The organism is Flavobacterium ginsengisoli (assembly GCF_029625315.1).
Lineage (GTDB): Bacteria > Bacteroidota > Bacteroidia > Flavobacteriales > Flavobacteriaceae > Flavobacterium > Flavobacterium ginsengisoli.
The window spans coordinates 3,993,690-4,016,898 of sequence record NZ_CP121110.1 but is presented as its reverse complement, the minus strand read 5'-3'; the positions used below and the strand labels follow the sequence as shown (position 1 = coordinate 4,016,898).

At 33.7% G+C, this 23,209-nt stretch carries 24 protein-coding genes, 1 tRNA gene and 2 pseudogenes; 4 read left to right on the top strand and 23 right to left on the bottom strand.

What is annotated here, in order from left to right; translation table 11 throughout:
• Positions 1-50: 50 nt before the first annotated feature.
• The 11 genes and pseudogenes from P5P87_RS18770 to pdxA form a co-directional block, all read right to left on the bottom strand.
• On the bottom strand, positions 51-347 hold the full coding sequence (locus P5P87_RS18770; RefSeq protein ID WP_198855390.1) for a PepSY-like domain-containing protein: 297 nt from the start codon (positions 345-347) through the stop codon (positions 51-53).
• A 14-nt stretch (positions 348-361) separates the two neighbouring features.
• Complete coding sequence (locus P5P87_RS18765; RefSeq protein WP_198855389.1) at positions 362-655, bottom strand: PepSY-like domain-containing protein; 294 nt, start codon at positions 653-655, stop codon at positions 362-364.
• An 18-nt stretch (positions 656-673) separates the two neighbouring features.
• Positions 674-964, bottom strand: a complete 291-nt coding sequence (locus tag P5P87_RS18760) for a hypothetical protein (protein ID WP_198855388.1) — start codon at positions 962-964, stop codon at positions 674-676.
• A 28-nt stretch (positions 965-992) separates the two neighbouring features.
• A complete protein-coding gene (locus P5P87_RS18755) occupies positions 993-1,289 on the bottom strand; it encodes a hypothetical protein (RefSeq protein WP_198855387.1) in 297 nt (98 codons plus the stop codon).
• Positions 1,290-1,363: 74 nt separating this feature from the next.
• Positions 1,364-1,660, bottom strand: a complete 297-nt coding sequence (locus P5P87_RS18750) for a hypothetical protein (RefSeq protein WP_177211835.1) — start codon at positions 1,658-1,660, stop codon at positions 1,364-1,366.
• A gap of 365 nt (positions 1,661-2,025) precedes the next feature.
• A pseudogene (accC, locus tag P5P87_RS18745) lies at positions 2,026-3,374 on the bottom strand (acetyl-CoA carboxylase biotin carboxylase subunit).
• Positions 3,375-3,459: 85 nt separating this feature from the next.
• Positions 3,460-3,945, bottom strand: a complete 486-nt coding sequence (gene accB / locus P5P87_RS18740; protein ID WP_095928350.1) for an acetyl-CoA carboxylase biotin carboxyl carrier protein — start codon at positions 3,943-3,945, stop codon at positions 3,460-3,462.
• Between the two features lie 23 nt (positions 3,946-3,968).
• On the bottom strand, positions 3,969-4,967 hold the full coding sequence (locus P5P87_RS18735) for a beta-ketoacyl-ACP synthase III (protein ID WP_278020245.1): 999 nt from the start codon (positions 4,965-4,967) through the stop codon (positions 3,969-3,971).
• Positions 4,968-5,142: 175 nt separating this feature from the next.
• Positions 5,143-5,337, bottom strand: a complete 195-nt coding sequence (gene rpmF / locus P5P87_RS18730; protein ID WP_008465217.1) for a 50S ribosomal protein L32 — start codon at positions 5,335-5,337, stop codon at positions 5,143-5,145.
• A gap of 9 nt (positions 5,338-5,346) precedes the next feature.
• A complete protein-coding gene (locus P5P87_RS18725; RefSeq protein WP_198855385.1) occupies positions 5,347-5,889 on the bottom strand; it encodes a YceD family protein in 543 nt (180 codons plus the stop codon).
• A 105-nt stretch (positions 5,890-5,994) separates the two neighbouring features.
• Entirely contained in the window at positions 5,995-7,044 is a 1,050-nt protein-coding gene (gene pdxA / locus P5P87_RS18720) for a 4-hydroxythreonine-4-phosphate dehydrogenase PdxA (RefSeq protein WP_278020244.1), read from the bottom strand.
• 57 nt (positions 7,045-7,101) lie between these two features.
• Between pdxA and P5P87_RS18715 the strand changes: the two genes are divergently transcribed.
• Positions 7,102-7,692: a riboflavin synthase gene (locus P5P87_RS18715; RefSeq protein ID WP_278020243.1), complete on the top strand. Its 591-nt coding sequence runs from the start codon at positions 7,102-7,104 to the stop codon at positions 7,690-7,692.
• A gap of 33 nt (positions 7,693-7,725) precedes the next feature.
• Here P5P87_RS18715 and P5P87_RS18710 read toward each other — a convergent pair whose 3' ends face one another.
• Positions 7,726-8,004 (bottom strand): hypothetical protein, encoded by a 279-nt coding sequence (locus tag P5P87_RS18710; protein ID WP_278020242.1) that lies wholly within the window; start codon positions 8,002-8,004, stop codon positions 7,726-7,728.
• Between the two features lie 443 nt (positions 8,005-8,447).
• Between P5P87_RS18710 and dcm the strand changes: the two genes are divergently transcribed.
• The gene (gene dcm / locus P5P87_RS18705) at positions 8,448-9,434 is read left to right on the top strand and encodes a DNA (cytosine-5-)-methyltransferase (RefSeq protein WP_278020241.1); all 987 of its coding nucleotides are present in this window, start codon (positions 8,448-8,450) and stop codon (positions 9,432-9,434) included.
• Here the strand turns inward: dcm and P5P87_RS18700 are convergent.
• The 6 genes from P5P87_RS18700 to P5P87_RS18675 all read right to left on the bottom strand — a co-directional run bounded on the left by P5P87_RS18700 (position 9,431) and on the right by P5P87_RS18675 (position 13,969).
• On the bottom strand, positions 9,431-9,850 hold the full coding sequence (locus P5P87_RS18700) for a very short patch repair endonuclease (protein WP_198855380.1): 420 nt from the start codon (positions 9,848-9,850) through the stop codon (positions 9,431-9,433). The two genes, dcm and P5P87_RS18700, sit on opposite strands and share 4 nt — an antisense overlap.
• A 158-nt stretch (positions 9,851-10,008) precedes the next feature.
• Positions 10,009-10,082, bottom strand: a tRNA-Ile gene (locus P5P87_RS18695).
• A 146-nt stretch (positions 10,083-10,228) separates the two neighbouring features.
• On the bottom strand, positions 10,229-10,633 hold the full coding sequence (gene mce, locus P5P87_RS18690) for a methylmalonyl-CoA epimerase (RefSeq protein ID WP_179004308.1): 405 nt from the start codon (positions 10,631-10,633) through the stop codon (positions 10,229-10,231).
• Positions 10,634-10,643: 10 nt separating this feature from the next.
• On the bottom strand, positions 10,644-11,792 hold the full coding sequence (locus P5P87_RS18685; RefSeq protein ID WP_278020240.1) for a hypothetical protein: 1,149 nt from the start codon (positions 11,790-11,792) through the stop codon (positions 10,644-10,646).
• Between the two features lie 10 nt (positions 11,793-11,802).
• On the bottom strand, positions 11,803-13,005 hold the full coding sequence (locus tag P5P87_RS18680; RefSeq protein WP_278020239.1) for a hypothetical protein: 1,203 nt from the start codon (positions 13,003-13,005) through the stop codon (positions 11,803-11,805).
• Complete coding sequence (locus tag P5P87_RS18675; protein WP_278020238.1) at positions 12,965-13,969, bottom strand: hypothetical protein; 1,005 nt, start codon at positions 13,967-13,969, stop codon at positions 12,965-12,967. Before P5P87_RS18675 ends, P5P87_RS18680 begins: the two co-directional genes overlap by 41 nt.
• Before the next feature lie 174 nt (positions 13,970-14,143).
• Here P5P87_RS18675 and P5P87_RS18670 point away from each other — a divergent pair, with 174 nt between their 5' ends.
• On the top strand, positions 14,144-15,832 hold the full coding sequence (locus P5P87_RS18670; protein ID WP_278020237.1) for an Ig-like domain-containing domain: 1,689 nt from the start codon (positions 14,144-14,146) through the stop codon (positions 15,830-15,832).
• Here P5P87_RS18670 and P5P87_RS18665 read toward each other — a convergent pair.
• The 5 genes and pseudogenes from P5P87_RS18665 to P5P87_RS18645 form a co-directional block, all read right to left on the bottom strand.
• Complete coding sequence (locus tag P5P87_RS18665; RefSeq protein ID WP_278020236.1) at positions 15,829-16,596, bottom strand: amidohydrolase; 768 nt, start codon at positions 16,594-16,596, stop codon at positions 15,829-15,831. The genes P5P87_RS18670 and P5P87_RS18665 overlap by 4 nt on opposite strands.
• Before the next feature lie 36 nt (positions 16,597-16,632).
• The gene (locus P5P87_RS18660) at positions 16,633-17,409 is read right to left on the bottom strand and encodes a DeoR/GlpR family DNA-binding transcription regulator (protein WP_278020235.1); all 777 of its coding nucleotides are present in this window, start codon (positions 17,407-17,409) and stop codon (positions 16,633-16,635) included.
• Positions 17,410-17,621: 212 nt separating this feature from the next.
• Complete coding sequence (locus P5P87_RS18655; RefSeq protein ID WP_144217078.1) at positions 17,622-18,368, bottom strand: succinate dehydrogenase/fumarate reductase iron-sulfur subunit; 747 nt, start codon at positions 18,366-18,368, stop codon at positions 17,622-17,624.
• A gap of 95 nt (positions 18,369-18,463) precedes the next feature.
• Positions 18,464-20,467, bottom strand: a pseudogene (locus P5P87_RS18650) (fumarate reductase/succinate dehydrogenase flavoprotein subunit).
• An 11-nt stretch (positions 20,468-20,478) separates the two neighbouring features.
• Positions 20,479-21,144 (bottom strand): succinate dehydrogenase cytochrome b subunit, encoded by a 666-nt coding sequence (locus P5P87_RS18645; RefSeq protein ID WP_278020234.1) that lies wholly within the window; start codon positions 21,142-21,144, stop codon positions 20,479-20,481.
• A gap of 355 nt (positions 21,145-21,499) precedes the next feature.
• Between P5P87_RS18645 and P5P87_RS18640 the strand changes: the two genes are divergently transcribed.
• A complete protein-coding gene (locus P5P87_RS18640) occupies positions 21,500-22,861 on the top strand; it encodes a hydroxymethylglutaryl-CoA synthase family protein (protein WP_278020233.1) in 1,362 nt (453 codons plus the stop codon).
• Positions 22,862-23,209 lie beyond the last annotated feature (348 nt).

Here is a 23,209-nt window from a genome sequence, read left to right as displayed (position 1 = left end):
GCATCACGCAATCTCTTTTTCACCAAAAACATAAATCTAAATTCACCTAATTATATCTTCAACCAGTTACCATTGACATCTGAATAGACAGTAGCCTTCTGGTCTCCAACTGATATTTCAAGTTTGTACTCTTTTTTGTCGTTAACAAATGCTTTATCCAGTTTTGCTCCTGGATAAGCGGTCTGCAACGCTGTCTTTACAGCTGCAGGCACAGCATCTACTGTAACTTCTGTATATTCTGTCTGAATTGTTACAGTTGCTTTAGCGTCTTGCGAAACAGACAATACATTTGCATGCATTGACATGGTTGCTAAAACCACTATTGCAGATAAGATTAGTTTTTTCATGATGCTGATTTTAATTATTTTTTAATGATATTTCCAGAAGCATCTGTAAAAATAGTATACTTCTTTTCTCCACTTGAAATCTCAAGTTTGTACTCATTTTTCTCGTTTTTATAAGCCTTTTCAAGCTTAGTATTCGGGAAAGATTTTTCAAGTGTAGACTTTACAGCTGCTGGAACAGCATCTGCAGATACTTCAGTAAACTCACTTTGAATAAGTACTGATTGAGAAATCGAAACTGCTGGAAGAATCGCAGCATTTACTGTAAGACTTCCTAAAACAATCGCTGCTGATAAGATTAACTTTTTCATAATATTTAGTGGTTTAAATTATTTTTTAAGAATGTTACCAGAAGCATCTGTATAAACGATCGATTTTTCACCTCGAACGGTTATCTCAATTTTGTACTCCTTTTTATCATTAACCCATGCTTTTTCAAGCACTACACCAGGATAAGCTTCATCTAAGCCTTTTTTTACGGCTGCTGGAACTCCATCTACTTCTTTGTATCCATCCTGATCATTTACTGTTTGCACCAATTGATTGGTTGCAACAGGGGTCTCTGCGTTCATCGACAAACTGCCTAAAACAATTGCTGCCGATAAGATTAACTTTTTCATAGTAATAGTTTTTAAGGGTTAGACTTAATTATTTTTTAATCCAAGTTCCATCTGCATTAGCAAAAAGATTTCCTGATTTATCGCCAACAGTTACTTCAAGCTTATATTCAGATTTTGTATTTTTAAATGCTTTAGAAAGCACAGCATCTGGATACGCTTTTTTAAGAGCATCTGTTACTGCTGCTGGAACTTCTTCCAATTTAATTTCTGTATAATCATCTTGAATAGAGATTGTTTTTACGATTGTATTTGAAATTGGCGAAGTTGAAGCAAATGATGTTAAACCTCCCAAAACGATTGCGGCTGATAAAAATAAATTTTTCATGATAGTTGTATTTTAATATAGTTAATTTGATCTTAGTATTCTTGATCTGGATTTTCACAATACCTTAGATTAGATTATTGTTTGATCCAAGTTCCGTCTGCATTAGCAAAAAGGTTTCCTACTTTGTCACCAACAGTTACGTCAAGTTTATACTGTGCTTTTTCGTTTTTGTATGCTTTAGTAATTACTGCTTCCGGATATGCTTTTTTCAAAGATTCTGTAATCGCAGCTGGTAATTCTTCTAATTTGATTTCAGTGTATTCGTCTTCGATAGAAATCGTTTTTACGATTGTATTTGTTACTTGTGTAGTTGAAGCGAATGAAGTTAAACCTCCTAAAACAATTGCGGCTGATAAAAATAAATTTTTCATAACGTATATATTTAAATTAATAGTTGTTTACGCTTGAAGTAATGAAATTATTATGCCGTAAAAGAAAAGAGCTATGCCAAAGATCATAAAATCCTGTTTTTAAAGACTTTACATCAAATATACCAAAAAAAGAAATACCGTGAAAGGTGTGTAAAAGAGAAAATAAGTGTGTAATAAGTAAACACTTAAAGTGTAACCTTTAGAAAAATTTCAATAAATAAAATTCCAAATCCCAAAGTTTACAGTGAAGTTTTAAGCTCCTGATTTAAAGTTTAGTTTTCCAATATTGGAATTTGGGATTTGAATATTGCAATTAATAACGGTTTATAAAAGAAAAAGGCTTCCAAATTTGGAAGCCTTTTTAATTATTCTGGACTATTCATTTTAAATGTATCCATAAATGCAGTTGTATAATCTCCTGCAATATATTTTGGATCATCCATTAATTGTCTGTGGAAAGGTATTGTAGTTTTCACACCTTCGATTACGAACTCATCCAAAGCTCTGCGCATTTTGCTGATAGCTTCTTCACGAGATTGTGCAGTTGTAATTAACTTAGCAATCATAGAGTCGTAGTTTGGCGGAATGCTATATCCTGAGTAAACGTGAGTATCTAAACGAACTCCGTGTCCTCCTGGCATATGAAGCGTAGTAATTTTTCCTGGTGAAGGGCGAAAATCGTTATAAGGATCTTCAGCATTAATACGAACTTCAATAGCATGTAATTGTGGCAAATAGTTTTTTCCTGAAATTGGAATTCCAGCGAGCAACCATAATCTGCTCACGGATCAAATCATAATCAATAACTTGCTCTGTGATTGGGTGCTCTACCTGAATACGAGTATTCATTTCCATGAAGTAGAAGTTTCTGTGTTTATCAACCAAAAATTCTACAGTTCCAGCTCCTTCATACTTAATGAATTCAGCAGCTTTTACAGCAGCTTCTCCCATTTTTGCACGAAGTTCATCTGTCATGAAAGGCGAAGGTGTTTCTTCAGTAAGTTTTTGGTGACGACGTTGTACTGAACAGTCTCTTTCAGAAAGGTGACATGCTTTTCCATAAGAATCTCCAACAACTTGAATCTCGATATGACGTGGTTCTTCAATAAGTTTCTCCATGTACATTCCATCATTTCCAAATGCTGCAGCAGACTTCTTGACGCGCGCTTTCCCAAGCTTTTAAAAGCTCTTCTTCTTTCCAAATTGCACGCATTCCTTTTCCACCACCACCAGCAGTAGCTTTCATCATAACTGGATAACCAATTTCTTTAGCTATTTTTTGCGCATGTTCGTAAGATTCTAATAATCCGTCTGAACCTGGTACACAAGGAACTCCTGCAGCTTTCATTGTAGCTTTAGCAGAAGCTTTATCTCCCATACGGTCGATCATTTCTGGAGCAGCACCGATAAATTTAATTCCGTGCTCTTGACAGATTTTAGAGAATTTAGCATTCTCAGAAAGAAATCCATAACCTGGATGAATTGCATCTGCATTTGTAATTTCTGCAGCCGCAATAATATTTGACATTTTCAAATACGATAAGTTACTCGGAGGAGGACCAATACAAACCGCTTCGTCAGCAAATTTAACATGCAAACTTTCTGCATCGGCTGTAGAGTAAACTGCAACAGTTTTGATTCCCATTTCCTTACATGTACGAATTACACGTAGTGCAATTTCTCCTCTATTCGCAATTAATATTTTTTTAAACATCTTATTTAAATTAAAAATTACAAATTCCAATCGCCAAACTCCAACTCATTGGATTTTGTGACTTGTCTATTGGAATTTTTAAAAATTATGATGGATCTACTAAGAATAAAGGTTGATCAAATTCTACTGGAGACATATCGTCAACAAGAATTTTTACAATTTTACCAGAAACTTCAGATTCGATTTCGTTGAATAATTTCATTGCTTCAATTACGCAAAGAACATCACCTTTAGATACAGTGCTTCCAACTTCAGTGAAAACTGGTTTATCTGGAGATGGTTTTCTATAGAATGTACCAATGATTGGAGATTTTATAGTAATATATTTAGAATCGTTAGCAGCTGGTGCTTCTGGAGTTACACTTACAACTGTTGGAGCTGTAACTTGTGGAACTGCCGCTTGAGGTAAAGCTGCCTGAGCAGGTAATTGCTGTACGTAAGTTGCCTCAGTTACATTTGTTTCTAAAGTTGTTCTGATCGTGATTTTTACATCATCCATTTCTAACTTCACTTCTGCAACGCCCGAATTTGCAACAAATTTGATTAGGTTTTGAATTTCTTTTAAATCCATAATGATTCGTTTTTAGTTTTAATTTATTTCTTATCGTAAGCCCATTTTAAGTAGATAGATCCCCAAGTGAATCCACCACCAAAAGCGACAAAGATAATGTTATCTCCTTTTTTAAGCTTATTTTCAAAATCAGCCAATACTAATGGTAAAGTTCCAGAAGTAGTATTTCCGTATTTTTCAATGTTTACCAAAACTTTAGAATCTTCTAATTCTAATCTTCCAGCAGTAGCATCAATGATACGTTTGTTAGCTTGGTGTGGTACTAACCAGTCAACATCTTGATTTGTCAAATTGTTTCTTTGTAAAATCAATTCGCTGGCATCAGCCATATTAGTTACAGCATATTTGAAAACAGTTTTACCGTCTTGCATAATATTGTGCTGTCTGTTTTTTACAGTATCTTCTGAAGGCGGAATCAAAGAACCTCCTGCAGGAATTTTTAGGAAGTCGCGTCCTACACCGTCACTTCGTAAATATTCATCTTGCAAACCTAAGCCTTCGTAATTTGGTTCAAAAAGAACTGCTCCAGCTCCATCACCAAAAATAATACATGTTGCTCTGTCTGTATAATCTACAATTGATGACATTTTATCGGCACCAATTAAAAGTACTTTTTTGTAACGTCCTGACTGAACATATGCTGCAGCCGTAGACATTCCGTACAAGAAACTTGAACATGCAGCCTGCAAATCATATGCAAATGCATTTGTCGCTCCAATTTCTGTTGCAACAAAAACTCCTGTAGAAGCCACCATCATATCTGGCGTTGCAGTTGCCATTATAATCATATCAATCTCAAGCGGATCAATATTTGCTTTAGCAATCAAATCCTTTGTTGCTTGTATAGCAAGGTACGATGTACCTTTATCAGCATCTTTAAGAATTCTTCTTTCTTTAATTCCTGTTCGAGCGGTAATCCACTCATCATTGGTATCAACCATTGTTTCTAGCACTTGGTTCGAAAGAACGAAGTCAGGAACATAAGCTCCAACAGCGGTAATTGCGGCTGTGATTGTATTCATTATATTCTATTATTTTCCTTTCAAATTATGATTAATTTGAAAAATTTTTAAAAGACCCGAAAATTACAAAAAAAAACGTAACGAATTTGTCTATATTTTCCTAAAAAACGAAAATTATAACCAACAAAAAAAACTCTCACTATGTGAGAGTTCTAGTATAATTTACAAAAACGTATTAAGCAACCGCTTCAGATTTATCGATAACAACTTGCCCTCTGTAGTACATTTTACCTTCATGCCAGTAAGCTCTGTGGTATAAATGTGCCTCACCTGTAATAGGACATGTAGCGATTTGAGCTACAGTAGCTTTGTAATGTGTTCTTCTCTTATCTCTTCTTGTTTTCGAGGTTTTTCTCTTAGGATGTGCCATTTTACTATATTATTTATCCGTTAATAGTTTCTTTAATTTTTCCCAACGCGGGTCAATATCTTCTTCTTTGTTACTCTCTTCCTTTTGTTCTTTTACACTCAGCTCATTCAGTTTTGTCAAAGCTTCTGTCTGAAGGCTTCCGTCTTTAACCCCTGGATGAATTCTTTTTTGAGGTACAGAAAGCGCGATCATTTCATAAATATACTGCGCCACATCTATCTCATGTTCACCATGTGGTAAAATCAACAATTCTTCATTATCATCATTAAATTCATCTCCAAAGCGAACTATTAACTTCATTTTCCCTTTTATAGGTAAATCAAAATCTTCGCCTGTTAGATCACAAGGTACGTTTACCGCTCCTTTGTGTTTGAATTCTAATTCTAACATATTACTTTTCTTATCAAAAAGTAAATTGACTTTAATATCAGAATTTTGAAACTCATCGTACTCAAAATTCTTAAAGAACTCGTTATTTATCTGATACTCAAAATGGTGTTTTCCTAGTTTTAATCCTACGAAAGGAATTAAAAATTCTTTTGTTTTGCTCATTTCAACATCAATTTGAACAATTCAGTTCTAAAACTAGATATCTGAATTGGGGTGCAAAGATATAAAATTATTACAAATCTAATAATCTTATTCACCTTTTTTTGTTTATAACTGTTTTTCTTTTATTTTAAGAGGTTTTTGGCTAATCTCCTCATACTGATTACGCGAGCGAAAAATATCGATCGCAAGATACACTGCCTCCTTAAACGAATTGTAATCTGCCATGTCTTTTCCAGCGATATCATAAGCTGTACCGTGGTCTGGAGAGGTTCTAACTTTATTCAAACCTGCTGTATAATTCACTCCTTTTCCAAAAGACAATGTCTTAAACGGAATTAATCCTTGATCGTGATACATTGCTACAATAGCGTCATATTTTTCGTAGTGACCACTTCCAAAAAAACCATCTGCTGGAAATGGACCGAAAACCATCGTTCCTGAATCAAATATTTTTTTCAATGTTGGCTTCAAAACCAAATCGTCTTCCTTTCCAATTACACCACCGTCACCAGCATGCGGATTTAGACCTAAAACTGCAATTTTCGGCTTAACGATACTAAAATCTTGAACTAGAGATTTTCTTATAGTTTCAATTTTTTTAGCAATTAACTCTTCAGTTAAATGAGAAGCCACTTCACTTAATGGCACGTGATCCGTAATTAAACCTACTCGCAAATTATCTTGAACCATCATCATAAGCGCATCACCTTCTAATTCCTGATTCAAATAATCTGTGTGACCCGGAAATTTAAAATCTTCAGATTGTATATTGTATTTATTAATAGGAGCTGTTACCAAAACATCGATTTCACCATCTTTTAATGCTTGTGTAGTTGCTGTAAAAGATTTAATTGCGTATTCTCCTATTTTAGGATCATTTGCTCCAAAGTTAATATCAACACCTTCTCTCCAAAGATTTAAAACATTTACTTTACCTGGAATAACTTGATCTAATTTATCAACTCCGTGAAATTGAACTGTCGATGTAAAACTTTTTCTAACAAAAGAAAGAATTTTAGCATTTGCAAAAATAACCGGCGTACACAATTCCAACATACGAGAATCTTCGAATGTTTTCAGTATAACTTCGCTTCCAATACCGTTTAAATCTCCCACTGAAATTCCAACAATTATATTTTCTGCTTTTTTATTCATGAGCTCAGTTTATTTATTACTAATTTTGATGTGCAAATTTAGTAAAATAAAACCACAATGTTCACAGGAATTATAGAAACACTTGGTAGGATTCATGAAATTCAGAAAGACCAAAACAATCTTCACGTAACCGTTGACTCATCAATAACTCACGAATTAAAAATAGACCAGAGCGTCTCGCATAACGGAATATGCCTTACTGTAGTTGCAATTAAAGACTCTCTTTATACCGTAACAGCAATAGACGAAACCATTCTAAAAACCAATATTGGCGATTGGAAAGCTGGTGATATTGTAAATTTAGAAAGAGGAATGAAGCTTGGCGACCGTCTAGACGGACATATTGTACAAGGCCATGTAGACCAAACTGGAACTTGCATTAAAATCGAAGAAGCAAACGGAAGCTGGAATTACACTTTTGAATACGATAAAAACCAAAACAATATTACGATCGAAAAAGGTTCGATTACTGTAAATGGAGTAAGTCTTACGGTTGTAAATTCTAAAGAAAATGAATTTAGCGTCTCAATTATCCCATATACTTATGAACACACTAATTTTAAAGATTTCAAAGTTGGAACAAAAATAAATCTTGAATTTGATGTCGTAGGAAAATATATTTCTAGACTTTATTCGATCAACAAATAACGTTTCACATTTCAACATAAAAAAAGCTTCAATTTAAATTGAAGCTTTTTTTATGTTGTTTTTATATATCACGGCAAAACCTAAAGCCAAACCTCCGATTGCTAAAAAAACAATATTTTGATCTATTGGTATACCAGCATGGTTATCGCAGTTTTGAGTCAGGTCATCACATTCTTCATCATCGTCACCTGCTGTTGTATTCACTTTAGCGCTATTTAGCATTGGCTTTGGAGGATGCTCAGATCCAGCTGTAACTAATAAAACATTTAATAATAAGGCAATTACTAAAAATGGGGCTTTTAGATTCTTCATAAATTCAAGCTATTGCAAACTGCAATTCTAGATAATTATTGACAAATATTCTTTGATAGAAATTTCACACAAATACTTTTCTATCTCCAAAATCTTGGACAAAAGTATAAGTTTTTTGCACAAAACCAACTTTTAAAATCAAAAATACAAAACAAATTTTAACAGTTTTAACTAAAACCCTAATAATCCTTTTCAGAAAACGCCACAGAGGACAATACCTTTTTTCTATTACTAATCTCAACTCTTACAAGCTTATAAGAATTTCCTGATTTTAAAAAAATCTATTTTTTTAGCCTTTTCAAAAAATTCTGCAAAACAAACCTATCAAAACTAAGTTTAGATTCAATTCAGATACAATAGAGAATACTCTCAAATTAATATATTTGTAAAAAATAAATTCGACCACTCAAATTCAAAGCAACTAACAACTCTCAATCAAGCAAATGAAAAACCAATATACAGTCGGAAGTTTATACGCAGGTGTTGGCGGCATTTGTCTAGGTTTTGAAAATGCAGGTTTTAAATTAGAATGGGCGAATGAATTTGACAAAAAAGCTTGCGTTACCTACAGAAATAACTTCGAACATACTCTTATCGAAGGCGATGTAATGCAACTTGAAGCAAAAGATCTCAATAAAATTGACATTCTTACTGCTGGATTTCCGTGCCAGCCCTTTTCTCTTGCTGGTCATAGAAAAGGCTTTAAAGACAGTAGAGGCAATCATTTCTTTAAAATATTAGATTTTATTGACGAAATGCGACCAAAAGTAGTATTTCTTGAAAATGTCAAAAACCTAAAAGGCCACGACAAAGGAAACACCATGAAAGTAATTCAGCGAGAAATAAAAAAACGCAATTACACATTTGACAGCGCTATCTTAAACACAAAAGATTTCGGAAACATTCCGCACAATCGAGAACGAATTTTCATGGTTGCGTTTGACAAAGATTTCGTCAAAAAAGGTTTTAAATTCAATTTTCCCGAAAAAGAAGAATTAACCAAAAAAGTTACCGATTTAATCACAAAAGAAAAAGTCGATAAAAAATTCTATTACACCGAAGACAAATACATGTACAACATGCTGAAAGAATCTGTTGTAAGAAAAGATAGAATTTATCAGTTCAGAAGGCAATATGTACGAGAAAACAAGAAAGAAGTTTGTCCCACGTTAACTGCAAATATGGGAACTGGCGGTCACAATGTTCCCATTATCACAACTGAATTTGGTTTTAGAAAATTAACGCCAAGAGAGTGTTTTCGTTTTCAAGGCTTTCCTGATCATTATAAATTGCCTAAAATTTCAAATTCCAGCCTTTACAAACAAGCTGGAAACTCAGTAAGCATGCCTGTCATAGAAAGACTTGCCACCGAAATATTCAAATGCATTGAAAAGGCTGAAACAAGACAATTAAAAACCGAAAAAGTTTAAATACTTAAAAGCATAATTGTTCCTTCTATTTTTGCCAGGCAAACTTCCAGATTTTTTTCAATTTCTTTACTCCAGAACCTCAAAATAGTCCAATTTTCAGAAACCAGAAAGGCATTGACTTCTTCGTCCCGCTGTATATTTCTTTCAATTTTCGGAATCCAATATTCGCGATTCGTTTTAATTCTCAGCTGCTCCGTTTCCCAATCTTTTCCATGAAAAAACTCGCTATCGACAAAAATGGCGATTTTATATTTGGCAAAAGTAAGATCAGGCCTTCCAAATACCTTTTTATTATTTTTTCGATATCTGTGACCTAATTTCCATAATGCTTTAGCAAGCCTTACTTCGCCTTTTGTAGCAGTGCTTTTTATCGCCTGCATAGTTTTCCTCCTCTGTTCGGGAGTTAATCTATCCATCTGAAGATTAAATTTGTTTTGGACGGATAAAGTTAATGCATTTTACAAAAAGGAAAACTTAAACATGATCTGAAAAATTTTCAATTTTCACATTTCAAATGTGCTGAAAAACAAAAAAGCCTTTACAGAAATGTAAAGGCTTTTGTTCTAAATAGAAGTGGTCCCACCTGGGCTCGAACCAGGGACCACCTGATTATGAGTCAGGTGCTCTAACCAGCTGAGCTATAGGACCGGTTTAGAGGATGCAATATTACTACTATTTTTCATTCACTCCAAATATTTTAAGACATCATTTGTATTTTATTTTAAATCTTTTTTTGAATCTCAAAAACGAAATTGATTTTCAACGTCTTATTCAAAAATTAAAATGACATTTTTTTATTTAATTTCTTGACAAAGCTCAACCAAAACACCATTTGTGTTCTTTGGATGAAGAAAAACGACCAATTTATTATCGGCTCCCTTCTTCGGAACTTCATTAATTAAGACAAAACCTTCGTTTTTTAAACGTACAATTTCAGCTTCGATATCATCAACATCAAAAGCGATGTGATGAATACCTTCCCCCTTTTTCTCCAAAAACTTTGCAATCGGACTTTCTGGATTTGTTGCAACCAAAAGTTCGATTTTGTTATTTCCGGTTTGAAAGAAAGAAGTTAATACACCTTCGCTTTCTACAGCTTCCATTTTATAAGACGGAACGCCAAGCATTTTTTCGAACAAAACATTCGCATCGTCCATGTTTTTTACCGCAATCCCGATATGTTCTATTTTGTTTACCATCTCTTCAAATTTATTGATTTGTGTATGTTCTAAAATAACCGCATTCTGCAATTACATCCTGATAATATTTAGTATCAGAATAATCTTTTCTTAAGGCTTTGAATGAATTCCAGGCAATAAAATTAACTTTATCATCTTGAATTTCCCAATAACTGTTTACGGCGCTGTATTTTTTATTGTAATAATCATTTCTTTCACATTTCGAAATCAGATACAAACATTTTGCTTTTTGTTCTTTGTTCGAAGCTGCCTCAAATGCTTTTTGGTAATACATTTTAGAAACCGAATTATTTGTAATCATTTCTTTCATCGAATCTCTAAATGAATACGGACTTGAACCATAACCTACAATGCTCATTTCATAAAAAGTTCTTCCGTTTCCAAAATGAGAAATATTGTAAAACGCATTTCCTAGCAAAAGGCTGTTCGTATAAACATCTTCTTTCTGCGCTAATTTATCTTGCATTTCTTTTATGGTAGTTAAGAAATCCATAAAAGTATATTTTCTCTTTTGATACGCTGCATGTTCACAATCGTGGCAATCTTTTATATTTCCGTTAAACGGATTTCCTAAGAACTTATAATTTTGAACTGAATCTGTTTGTTGCATAAAAGCAATTGCTTCTGGAATTTTGTTTTTGAAAGTTGCCTGAACCGCCTGAAAGTTATTAATGTCTTTCAATTTTAAACTATAAATTCCTGCGCCAATTTTTTCAATTTCAGATTTATTAGATTTTTCTAAAAAGCCTTTTATTGCAAGCAGATTTTTTTCATTGTCATAATATGCATTTCCATCGTTCCAATAACTATAGCGTGATTCTCCATAAATCTCAGCCATAACCAAATTGCCTTGTTCTTTATACAAATGCGACAAATAACTTCTGCTCCATGAAGAAGCATTTTGATAACGAAATGTGTCTCCTTTATAATTTTTAGGAAGCTCAGTGTACAGCCAATTCAAATCAGCTAGAATGGTTTTCTCATTTTTATCTGTCAGTTTATCGATCTTGCTTAAATTATTTACAAAACGCAATAAGCGAAGTTGCATTCCTGCCAATTCTGTTTTCGGAAGCGTTTTTTCAGCTTTGGTATAATTTTTATCTGCATTAGCATAATCGCCTTTTAGCGTTTGAAGATATCCAATTGCAATGTCCCACAAATATGGCTTTTCAGTATTTCCAGCGAGCAGAAATTTTAGCTATCAAATCAACAGCGCTATTGTCTACTTTTGTTTTATTTTCTGCTTTATTTTCGGCAACAGTCTGCGGTTTCGGTTTTTGATTTTCTCCTTGCCCATCGACCTGAAACGAATTATTTATTTTTTGTTCTAGCGAATTAACCAATCTTGTCCCTAAATAATTTAGATGTTCGCTTTTTGGGTCTAATTCGTAGATTTTTTCAATGGCTTGTTTTTCATCTTTATAATATCCGTGAATTGCCCACAGCGCCGCTTTTTCTTTATTATTTTTTGCCATTGCCAAAGCCTTAGTCCAATCTGACTCATTTTTTGGTTTAAAACTATAAGCTGTAACCACTCTTAATTCTGGACATTTATCAAAAACTTGAGCGTATAAATAATTCGAAGTCGCAAATTTTTTCTGCTTATAATTAATTCCAGCAACATATGCCAAAGCGCGATAATACAAAGTATTTTTAGCAACTGAGCTTTCTGTTTTATTAAAAAAATCAATTGCTTTTTGTTTGTCGTTACTATAGAAACGAGCTTTCATGGTCAAGAACCAATATCTGTTTTTCAAAAACGGATCCGACAAAGTATTATACACATTTTCTATGGACTGAATCATTTTGGCATCATTGAAAGTTTTTGCCACAACAGGATCGTAACTCCAATAATCTTCACCAATTGAAACCGTTTCTATCTTTTGGGCTAAATACAGAAATTCGACAAAGTTCTTCACTTTCTCATCTTTCAGATTAAGCTTTTTGCCCCATTTTTGCGTGCTTTTATTTTCTTTTTTCGTTTTATAATAAACATGCAAGCCTTCAATTTCTTCTTTGTTTTTGATGGTATTTTTGTCATCAGAATAATATCTTGGCTTTTCATCTCCAATTAAAAAATAATTGACCGTTGTCGTATCAACTTTTCCCTTTAAATAATCTGCCCAATCTGATTTTATATTTTTATTAAAACGAGAATTGTGTTGGGTATCAAAACCAATTCCGTAGAAAATTCCGCCCGACAAAAACAAAGGCGAATACGATTTATCAGCAAAAGTTTCTGGAGTAAAATTTGAATTGTAAGAACCTAAATAATCCCAATCTCCATCAGCGCAGGCGTATATAATTCCGAATGCAGAAAGCAAAACGGCACTAGAAGCAAGAAATAATCTGCTTAAAAGTATTTTTTTCATAATTGTTTAAATTGAATTCGTCTAAATCGTAAAATATAATTTCGTTTGGCTTTTCGACAAGATGATCTTGCAAATCTTCTGCCATTTCTTTTAAATCTTCTGGTTTTATTTCTTCTATTTTCAAGAGATCATTTTCTTCATAAAAAACTCCATTTTTATAATTGGATTGTTTTACTCTGAAAAAAATCGGACTTGTTTTTTCAAAATTGGAATCTTTCTCTAGTTGGTCGCTATTCATTTTAGAACGAAGTCCAATTACTTTGTTATTTCTTATATGAACTCCCCACGAATAAATTGGAAACGCGAAATCTAAATGTAGCGGATATCTTTTTACACTTTTAAGATATTTTTCTGCCACTTTCCTATCATAAATAGAATTTAAAGAATCGGGCGCAATTGATCCCATATTATAATACATCAAAACTCCAGAATCGACATTTGGGATTTTTGTCTTTTTGAAGTATTTCACTTGATGCAATCGAATCGTCGCAGAAAGCTTCTTTTTCGAAAGCTTTTTAAAAACCTCAATAAATTTCAGGTAATTCTCTTTGCTTTTTAAAGTCCAATCGCAGTCAATTTGAATTTCCTGACACTCAATTTTGTTTTTAATATTGATTTGCTCGATAAAACCAAACGTTTTTTGAGCCAAATCGTTTACATCCAAATTGGGTTGCAACATGACTTTGTTCTGAATAAAAACAACCGGAACAATTTTATATACTTGGGGATTTTCTTCAAAACGAACAGGACTTATAGGAATTGGAAAATTTGATTCTGGATGAAGCCCAATGTCAAAATATCGTATATAAAGTTTTTGAACATTGTTATTGATTAATGCTTCTTTTTCTGTTTTTGAAAATTTGAAAATTGTTTTCCAGTAATAAAAAGAGATTACTGGCTTTTCGCTTTTAGTGCATGACAGCATTAAAAAGAGAAACGAAACTAAAAAAAAACGCTTAAACAAAACTTTAGATAATTATATTTTAGAGCAAAAGTAAGAAATTATATCGCCTTAAAGCGTTTGAAACCCTAAAAACTTAGAAGGAATCTAAAAGTGCCAAATCCTAATAAATGGCTAAAAAATTTCGATTAAAGCAAATATAATCGTTATTTTGTGCAATCAAATTGAAAAACCATTATGTTGAAAAACACTCTAAAATACATTGCATTTATAATTTTAATCTCAATGATAAGCTGTGCCAAACGAGGCAGCATTACCGGCGGTTTAAAAGATACATTGCCACCTGTTTTAATATCGAGCATTCCTAAAAATTTTTCAACCGATTTTAAAGGAAATACTATCACTTTAAATTTTGACGAATATGTCAAACTTAAAAACACAAACAAACAGCTAATTATTTCTCCTCCTTTAAAAAATGAGCCGTTAATCACTCCTACGAATGTTAGCAAGTTTATAAAGATTCAAATTCGAGATACTTTACAGCCAAACACGACTTATAGTTTTAATTTCGGACAAGCAATTACGGATAATAATGAAGGGAATCCTTTAAATCAGTTTAAATATGTTTTCTCTACTGGACCTTATATTGATTCCTTAAAACTGAGCGGAAGAATTAAAGATTCTTACGGAAAATATGTCGACAATTTCGTTTCTGTAATGTTATACGAAGTAAATGACAAATTCAAAGATTCTACTATTTACAAAGAATTTCCTCGTTACATAACTAACACTCTGGACAGTATGCGAACTTTTCAGTTTGAAAATTTAAAAGAAGGAAAATATCTTTTAGTAGCATTAAAAGACAAAGGATCGAACAACAAATTTAATCCGAAAGATGATAAAATCGGATTTTTGAAAAATTACATTACCATTCCGACAGATTCTGTTTATGACTTAGAATTGTTTAAAGAAACATTGCCTCTAAAAGTTTTCAAACCTATTCAGGCTTCAGGAAATCGCCTATATCTTCCTTATGAAGGAAAACAGAATTTCAAGAATTCGAAACCGAAAGTTGTTCTTAAAAACGGCAATGAGGTTCTCGAAACTATTATAACGCAATTCCCTAAAAAAGATTCGCTTCAAGTTTGGTACAAACCAATAAAAGTAGATTCTTTATCGATGGAAGTTGAAAAAGGAAGCTATAATAAAAAGTTTTCTTTCAAGATTAAAGCTTTGAAAAAAGATACTTTAAATATTAAAGCGCTACAAAATGGGCAGATTAATTTTAGAGAACGTTTTACTTTAGAAACCGAAACGCCACTGGTAAAATTTGACAAATCTAAAATTACATTAATAAACAAAGACTCTATTGCTGTTCCTTACACAACAGAATATGATGAATTTGATCAGAAGCTTTACATTGATTTCAAAAAAGAGCCTTTAGACAAATATAGTTTCACTTTCTTGCCAGGTGCTTTGACCGATTTCTATGAAAAATCAAACGATACTTTGTCTTATAAACTAAGTACAAAAGAATATGCCGATTACGGAAATATTATTTTGACTCTTAAAAATGTAAAACGCTTTCCTATAATTGTCGAATTGACCAATAAAAAAGGAGACGTTGTTTTGGCAGAAGGATATTCTGAAGGTGCAACTACATTAGAATTCAATCTACTGCAACCAGATGTATTTACTGTTCGCGTTATTTACGATGACAACAAAAACAAGCAATATGATACAGGTAGTTTCTTAGAAAAGAAATATGCCGAAGAAGTATTTTACAATCAGGAGGAATTTGATGTCCGCGCCAATTGGGATCGGAACGAAACAATTGACCTGAGCATTCCGTTTAATCCAGCAGTCGAGAAAAAAGAAGACGATAAAAAGAAAAAAGAAGCAGAAAAGAAACGGAAAGCTTTCTAGAGTTTAATTTCAAACTGATCTTTATCGCTTAAAAAGTCTAATTTTTTACGCGTTTCATACATGGTGTTTTTGTCTAATTCAATGACAAAAACACCATTTTTTTCTTGCGGTTCTAAAACATAATTTCCTAAGAAATCTATCGCCTGCGAATGCCCAATATGTTCATAATTGTGAGCATCATTACCAATTCTATTTACTCCAACTACATACGAAAGATTTTCTATAGCGCGGGCTTTTAGCAAAGCATCCCAAGCATTGGTACGCACTTTTGGCCAATTGGCAACATATAAAATGAGATCGTAATTTTCTACATTTCGTGCAAAAACAGGAAATCTCAAATCATAACAAATTTGAAGGCATATTTTCCAGTCTAGATAATCGACAATAACTTTTTGATTTCCGCACGTATAAACCTTGTCTTCGCCTGCGAGTGAAAACGAATGTCGCTTATCGTAATATTGAAATTCGCCTGACGGAAAAACAAAAATCATACGATTGTAATATTTTTCATTTTCTGTAATGACAACACTTCCTGCAACAGTCGCATTTTTTTGTTTTGCCTTCAATTTCATCCATTCAATCGTGTCTCCCTGCATCGTTTCCGCAACTTCAGAAGCATTCATTGTAAATCCGGTCGAAAACATTTCAGGAAGCACAATTAGATTTACCTCCGATTGAATTTCATTGATTTTTGAATCAAAGTTTTCTCGGTTTTTACTGGCATTCTGCCAAAAAAGATCAGTTTGGATTAAAGCAATTTTCATTTTTAAATAATATGAAAGTCAAAAAACGATTTGAAATTAGATTACAACCAAACTCGGAACAGCGCTTTTATAGGTCGCTAATTTGCCACTTGTTGGTTCTTCTTCTGTAATAACATAATTTACCTCAGACAAACTTGCAATTTTCATTTTAAGAACTGTATTTAGCTTTTCAGTAATGGTTAAAACTGCTGTTTTTTTAGAAGCTTGAATCATTGCCTTTTTTACCTGAACCGTTTCCCAGTCAGAATCAGAATAACCTCCGTCTACATCTAAAGCATTAGTTCCTAAAACCAATAAATCGGCTTTTATATTGGCTAATTGATGAAAAGCTTCTCCACTTACACACATTTGACTGTAAGAAGAAATACTGCCGCCAATCATGATTGTTTTTATATTGGGTTTATCTAAAAGCTGAACTGCTGTTAAGGCTGTAATAGTAAAAACAGTCAAATTAAGATCGTTTGGTATTAATCGGATGAACTCACGAATCGTGGTTCCTCCATCCACAATTAAAACCATTCCGTCATGAAGAAGTCCAACAGCTTTTTGCGCAATAACTTGTTTAGCTTCTACAGCATAAGTTTGATTGGAAGAAGAATAGTGATATCCTTTGGTCATCGCACCACCTTTTACCTTAATTAAAAGCGAATCGGCATCAAGCTCATTAATATCACGGCGAACAGTATCTTCAGAAACTCCAAGTTTTGCCGAAAGAGTTTCAAAACTCACACGTGTATGCAAGTTAATCTCTTTTAAAATATGATTTTTACGTTCTTCTTTACTGTAATTTAAAACTTCATTTTCAGTGCTCATGCCATTTAATTTTTTCTACTTACAAAAGTAAGAATTTAAATGTAGCCCACGAAGTCGTTAAACCTTAAAAAAGGACTTCATAAGGTCATGGTATTTGTTTAAATAACAAATTAAAGACAAAACAACAATACAACAGCTTCGTAGTCTAAACCAACAAAAAAACGCATCCAAATTAATGAATGCGTTTTTTCAAATATACTAAATTGTATTCTTTATCCTTTTAAACTTGCCGCTAAATATTCACGGTTCATACGTGCAATATTTTCAAGCGAGATTCCTTTTGGACATTCGATTTCACAAGCTCCTGTATTTGTACAGTTACCGAAACCTTCTAAATCCATTTGGTGAACCATGTGTAAAACACGATCTGTTGCTTCAACTTTACCTTGCGGCAATAATGCATATTGAGAAACTTTTGCAGAAACGAATAACATTGCTGAAGAGTTTTTACAAGTTGCAACACAAGCTCCACAACCAATACAAGCAGCAGCATCAAATGATTTATCTGCATCGTCTTTTGGAACTGGAATAGTATTCGCGTCGATTGTATTTCCTGAAGTATTTACAGAGATAAATCCTCCTGCGTGTTGAATTCTGTCAAAAGAACTTCTATCAACAACTAAATCTTTAATTACTGGGAAAGCTTTTGCTCTAAATGGCTCGATAAAAATTGTATCGCCATCTTTAAACATACGCATGTGTAACTGACAAGTTGTAACTCCTCTATCTGGTCCGTGCGCTTCACCGTTGATGAATAAAGAACACATTCCGCAGATTCCCTCACGACAATCGTGGTCAAATGCTACTGGCTCATCTCCTTTGTTGATTAGATCTTCGTTAAGAACATCTAGCATTTCAAGGAAAGACATGTCTGGTTCGATTCCATCGATAGGATATTCTACAATCCCTCCTTTATCTTGAGCGTTTTTTTGACGCCATATTTTTAATGTAAGTTTCATACCTTTTTCGTTTGAAAGTCATAAAGTCGAAAGTCGCAAGTCGCTCGGCACATTTTGCCTTTTGACTTTAAGACTTTGGGCTTTCGACCAAATTCTTATTTATAACTTCTTTGAACTAATTTAATGTTTTCGTAATTAAGAGGTTCTTTGTGTAATACCGCGTCACTTGGTTTTCCTTTGTATTCCCAAGCTGCAACGTATGCAAAGTTTTCGTCGTCACGAAGTGCTTCTCCTTCTTCTGTTTGATACTCCTCACGGAAGTGACCTCCACAAGATTCGTTACGGTGTAAAGCATCTTTCGCGAACAATTCTCCTAATTCTAAGAAATCGGCAACACGAGTTGCTTTTTCTAATTCCTGATTAAATTCGTTAGCGTTTCCAGGAACTTTTACATCTTTATAAAATTCTTCACGTAAAGCGACAATTTCTTCGATAGCTTCAGTTAAACCTTTAGCATTACGAGCCATACCTACTTTATTCCACATGATTTTTCCAAGTTTTTTGTGGAAATAATCTACAGAATGTTTACCGTTGTTATTGATGAATTTCTCGATTTGATCTTTTACAGCTTTTTCAGCTTCAACGAATTCTGGTAAGTCTGTAGAAATTTCACCCATTTTAATATCTGGAGCTAAATAATCTCCGATAGTGTATGGCAATACGAAATATCCATCAGCTAAACCTTGCATTAAAGCAGAAGCTCCAAGTCTGTTTGCTCCGTGATCAGAGAAGTTAGACTCTCCAATTGAGAAACATCCAGGAATTGTAGTCATTAAGTTATAATCAACCCAAGTTCCACCCATTGTGTAGTGAACCGCTGGATAAATCATCATTGGTGTTGTGTAAGGATCTTCATCGACGATTTTGTAATACATTTGGAATAAGTTTCCGTATTTACTTTTCACGATTGCAGACTCCTAATTTAGTTACAAGAGCGAGCATCTTTATCATCTAAACCTTTTACATAAGCATCTTCAGTTCCGTAACGTTTGATAGCCGCTGCGAAATCTAAGTAAACTGCTTCTCCAGTTTTGTTAACTCCAAAACCAGCGTCACATCTTTCTTTAGCCGCACGAGACGCAACGTCACGAGGTACTAAGTTACCAAATGCAGGGTATCTTCTTTCTAAGAAATAATCTCTTTGATCTTCAGATAAATCAGTTGCTTTTTTCTTTCCTTCACGGATAGCTTTTGCATCTTCAAGATTTTTTGGAACCCAAATACGACCATCATTACGTAAAGACTCAGACATCAAAGTCAGTTTTGACTGGTGGTCTCCTGAAACCGGAATACATGTTGGGTGAATTTGTGTGTAACAAGGATTTGCGAAAAACGCTCCTTTTTTATGAATTTTCCAAGCTGCTGTTGCGTTACTTCCCATAGCATTTGTCGAAAGGAAAAATACGTTTCCGTATCCTCCAGAACCAATTACTACCGCGTGAGCAGAATGTCTTTCTATTTCTCCAGTGATTAAGTTACGAGCGATAATACCTCTCGCTTTTCCGTTCACGATTACAATGTCAAGCATTTCGTGACGGTTGTACATTTTAATTTTTCCACGACCAATCTGACGGTTCATTGCAGAATAAGCTCCTAACAATAATTGCTGTCCAGTTTGTCCTTGTGCGTAAAATGTACGAGAAACCAAAGTTCCTCCAAAAGAACGGTTATCTAAAAGTCCGCCGTATTCACGAGCCAATGGCACCCCTTGAGCCACACATTGGTCAATAATATTACCTGAAACTTCAGCCAAACGATAAACGTTTGCCTCACGAGCACGGTAATCACCACCTTTTACAGTATCATAAAACAATCTGTAAATAGAGTCACCGTCTCCTTTATAGTTTTTTGCCGCGTTGATACCTCCTTGTCTTTGCAATAGAGTGCGCACGACGTGGAGAATCTTGGAAGCAGAATGCTTTTACGTTATATCCTAACTCAGCCAAAGTAGCCGCAGCCGAACCTCCAGCTAAACCTGTACCAACTACGATAATATCAAGATTACGTTTGTTAGCAGGGTTTACTAAATTAATATGATCTTTATAATTTGTCCATTTGTCCGCAATAGGACCATTTGGAATTTTTGAATCTAATGCCATTATAATTGATATTAATTATTGAAATGATGAAATAAAGCGATAATTACGAAAAGCGCTGGAACTACAACTGCAAACCAGTAACCTACTTTTGATAAAAATCTAGAGTATTTGTTGTGCATCCCTACAGATTGAAGAGAAGATGCAAACCCGTGCCATAAGTGAAATCCTAAAAGGATAAAAGACACACAGTACAATGCTGTACGGATTGGGTCGTGAAATTTGTGAACCAACTCACCATAATACCTTGTAGCATCTGGTGCTGTACCTGCAATATATTTGTAGGTAACTTCAGGAAACCAGAAATCGTAGAAGTGCAATCCTAAGAAAGCTAAAATAACCAATCCAGAAATAATCATATTTCTAGAACTCCAAGAAGCGTTTGCAGCTCCGTTGTATTTAGCATAAGCAATTGGTCTTGCTGCGCTGTTTTGTGCTGTAAGTACAAATCCCATTACGAAGTGGAAAATTACTCCAAATGCCAAAACTGGCTGCATTACATACTGAATCAGCGGATTGTATCCCATAAAGTGAGAAGCTTCATTGAAAACATCTTCACTAAGAATAGAAATAAAATTTAAGGAAACATGCGGCGCTAAAAACGTGATTAAGAATATTCCCGAAAGAGCCATAGCCACTTTCTTTAAGATGGAAGCATTCAACTGTGCAGATTGTGCCATAAGTGTTAAGTAGTTTGTTTTAAAAAATTACACAAAAATAATTCAATTACGAAAGAACTACAACCATTTCGCTGTTATTTATAATGATTTTAAAATAGCACGATTCTACGTATTTTTACGTACAAAAATGAAGCTACTAAAAAATAATTCACTATAGAAACTCTAAAAAACTGTTTTTTAAGCCTTAGGCCGAAAATTGGTTCTTAAGCAGATTACGAAAAATTTATCATATTGTTATTTTATTCAAACTTTTGATTTATTTTCTTCAAAAGTGTTCTTCTACAGAAATTTTGTCTAAGTAAAAAATTGTCATTCCGCAACATAGTTTTACCTTTAGCGGCTCAAAAAATTAATAATGAAAACAGGAATTGATGCTATCTCTTTTGATGTAGCAAACATACATTTACCCATAAAAACTTTGGCAATCGCCAGAAATATTGAGCCAGAAAAATTAGAAAAAGGTCTTGGATTACTAAAAATGACTTTTCCAGATGTTCACCAAGATGCTGTAGTTTTTGGAGCAAACGCCTTAACAAAACTTATAGTTAACAATAAAATAAACCTGAACGAAATAAGCCGAATCTATGTTGGTACCGAAAGTGGTATTGACAGTTCTAAACCAATTGCTTCCTATTTAATTAGTTTAATGGAGCAAAAATTTGGCGAAGATTCTCTAGCGGAATGTGATGTTGTAGATTTCACTTTTGCCTGTATTGGTGGAGTTGATGCGATGCAAAACTGTTTAGATTTCGTAAAATTAAATCCAACTAAAAAAGCAATCGTAGTTACTTCTGATTTTGCAAAATACGATTTAAACTCAGGCGGAGAATACACGCAAGGTGCAGGAGCTGTTGCCATGTTAATTACTGCAAACCCAAAAATCATTGCTTTTGATAATAATTGGGCAACGAGCACAAAAGGTGTTTTCGATTTCTTTAAACCTTACAGAACGATTTCTAAAGAGGAAATTACCAAAAACACAAACAATGATTCGTGGTTTGATAATTTAGAAGCCGAAATCGAAATCCATAAAGACCAGCCTGTTTTTGACGGTCAATATTCAAATCAATGTTACATGGATCGTACGCGTAATGCGTATTTTTCATTCAAAAAATTAAAAAACACTACCGAAACTTTATATAACACTTGGCACAGTATTGTGATGCACTTGCCATATTCTTTTCAAGGAAGAAGAATGTTATCTGAAATCTACGCGTTAGACAGTGCCGAAAAGATTATTGCTGATGATATTGCGCCAGCAGATTATCAGACAAAAATTAAAGAAGTAGCAAAATCTGATGATTACAGAAGTTTTGTAACTGAGAAATTGCAACCTGCAGAATTGGCTTCTTCTTTAATAGGAAACCTTTACACAGGTTCTATTTTCATGGGATTGTTATCTACACTAGCTCATTTTTATGATACAAATAAAGAAGTAGCTGAAACTAAATTCGGTTTCTTAGCTTATGGAAGCGGATCGAAATCGAAAGTTTTTGAAGGAACAATTCAATCAGAATGGAAATCGGCTTTAGAAAATGTAAAACTTTTCGAAAATTTAGCCGAAAGCGTAGAAATTGATTTCAACACTTACGAAAGCCTTCACAAAAAAGAACAAAAACAAAGCGTAAGAACTCCAAAAAACGAATGGGTTTTAGAAAGAATCGAAAAAGAGATTCCTGTTTTAATTGGAGCGAGATATTATAAATGGGTAGAATAAATTCCAATATTTGAAATCCCAAATTCCAAATAAAAACCGAAGCAAATGCTTCGGTTTTTTGTTTTTATACCTCCAGTTTGTCATTTCGACGAAGGAGAAATCTTCGCGAGAAGCTCCGTACAGAATGTCGCCAATCTTTGTAGAGTTACTTGTGGAGATTTCTCGTTCCTCGAAATGACAAGATTGTGTGCAAAAACCTTTGTCAAAGTTTAAAACTTTGACAAAGGTCACGACAAATAGAAAGCATTCTCCAATTATCACATTGACATATTCTCTAATTAAATAATCAATCCTTTTTATGCTGTTCAGTATAATTTTGATTTCCCTTGATTCGAGTATCTTCTGTAT

Coding starts and splice junctions, on each gene's coding strand:
- P5P87_RS18770 (WP_198855390.1), bottom strand. CDS start 347: ATGAAAAAACTAATCTTATCTGCAATAGTGGTTTTAGCAACCATGTCA.
- P5P87_RS18765 (WP_198855389.1), bottom strand. CDS start 655: ATGAAAAAGTTAATCTTATCAGCAGCGATTGTTTTAGGAAGTCTTACA.
- P5P87_RS18760 (WP_198855388.1), bottom strand. CDS start 964: ATGAAAAAGTTAATCTTATCGGCAGCAATTGTTTTAGGCAGTTTGTCG.
- P5P87_RS18755 (WP_198855387.1), bottom strand. CDS start 1,289: ATGAAAAATTTATTTTTATCAGCCGCAATCGTTTTGGGAGGTTTAACA.
- P5P87_RS18750 (WP_177211835.1), bottom strand. CDS start 1,660: ATGAAAAATTTATTTTTATCAGCCGCAATTGTTTTAGGAGGTTTAACT.
- accB (WP_095928350.1), bottom strand. CDS start 3,945: ATGGATTTAAAAGAAATTCAAAACCTAATCAAATTTGTTGCAAATTCG.
- P5P87_RS18735 (WP_278020245.1), bottom strand. CDS start 4,967: ATGAATACAATCACAGCCGCAATTACCGCTGTTGGAGCTTATGTTCCT.
- rpmF (WP_008465217.1), bottom strand. CDS start 5,337: ATGGCACATCCTAAGAGAAAAACCTCGAAAACAAGAAGAGATAAGAGA.
- P5P87_RS18725 (WP_198855385.1), bottom strand. CDS start 5,889: ATGAGCAAAACAAAAGAATTTTTAATTCCTTTCGTAGGATTAAAACTA.
- pdxA (WP_278020244.1), bottom strand. CDS start 7,044: ATGAATAAAAAAGCAGAAAATATAATTGTTGGAATTTCAGTGGGAGAT.
- P5P87_RS18715 (WP_278020243.1), top strand. CDS start 7,102: ATGTTCACAGGAATTATAGAAACACTTGGTAGGATTCATGAAATTCAG.
- P5P87_RS18710 (WP_278020242.1), bottom strand. CDS start 8,004: ATGAAGAATCTAAAAGCCCCATTTTTAGTAATTGCCTTATTATTAAAT.
- dcm (WP_278020241.1), top strand. CDS start 8,448: ATGAAAAACCAATATACAGTCGGAAGTTTATACGCAGGTGTTGGCGGC.
- P5P87_RS18700 (WP_198855380.1), bottom strand. CDS start 9,850: ATGGATAGATTAACTCCCGAACAGAGGAGGAAAACTATGCAGGCGATA.
- mce (WP_179004308.1), bottom strand. CDS start 10,633: ATGGTAAACAAAATAGAACATATCGGGATTGCGGTAAAAAACATGGAC.
- P5P87_RS18680 (WP_278020239.1), bottom strand. CDS start 13,005: ATGAAAAAAATACTTTTAAGCAGATTATTTCTTGCTTCTAGTGCCGTT.
- P5P87_RS18670 (WP_278020237.1), top strand. CDS start 14,144: ATGTTGAAAAACACTCTAAAATACATTGCATTTATAATTTTAATCTCA.
- P5P87_RS18665 (WP_278020236.1), bottom strand. CDS start 16,596: ATGAAAATTGCTTTAATCCAAACTGATCTTTTTTGGCAGAATGCCAGT.
- P5P87_RS18660 (WP_278020235.1), bottom strand. CDS start 17,409: ATGAGCACTGAAAATGAAGTTTTAAATTACAGTAAAGAAGAACGTAAA.
- P5P87_RS18655 (WP_144217078.1), bottom strand. CDS start 18,368: ATGAAACTTACATTAAAAATATGGCGTCAAAAAAACGCTCAAGATAAA.
- P5P87_RS18645 (WP_278020234.1), bottom strand. CDS start 21,144: ATGGCACAATCTGCACAGTTGAATGCTTCCATCTTAAAGAAAGTGGCT.
- P5P87_RS18640 (WP_278020233.1), top strand. CDS start 21,500: ATGAAAACAGGAATTGATGCTATCTCTTTTGATGTAGCAAACATACAT.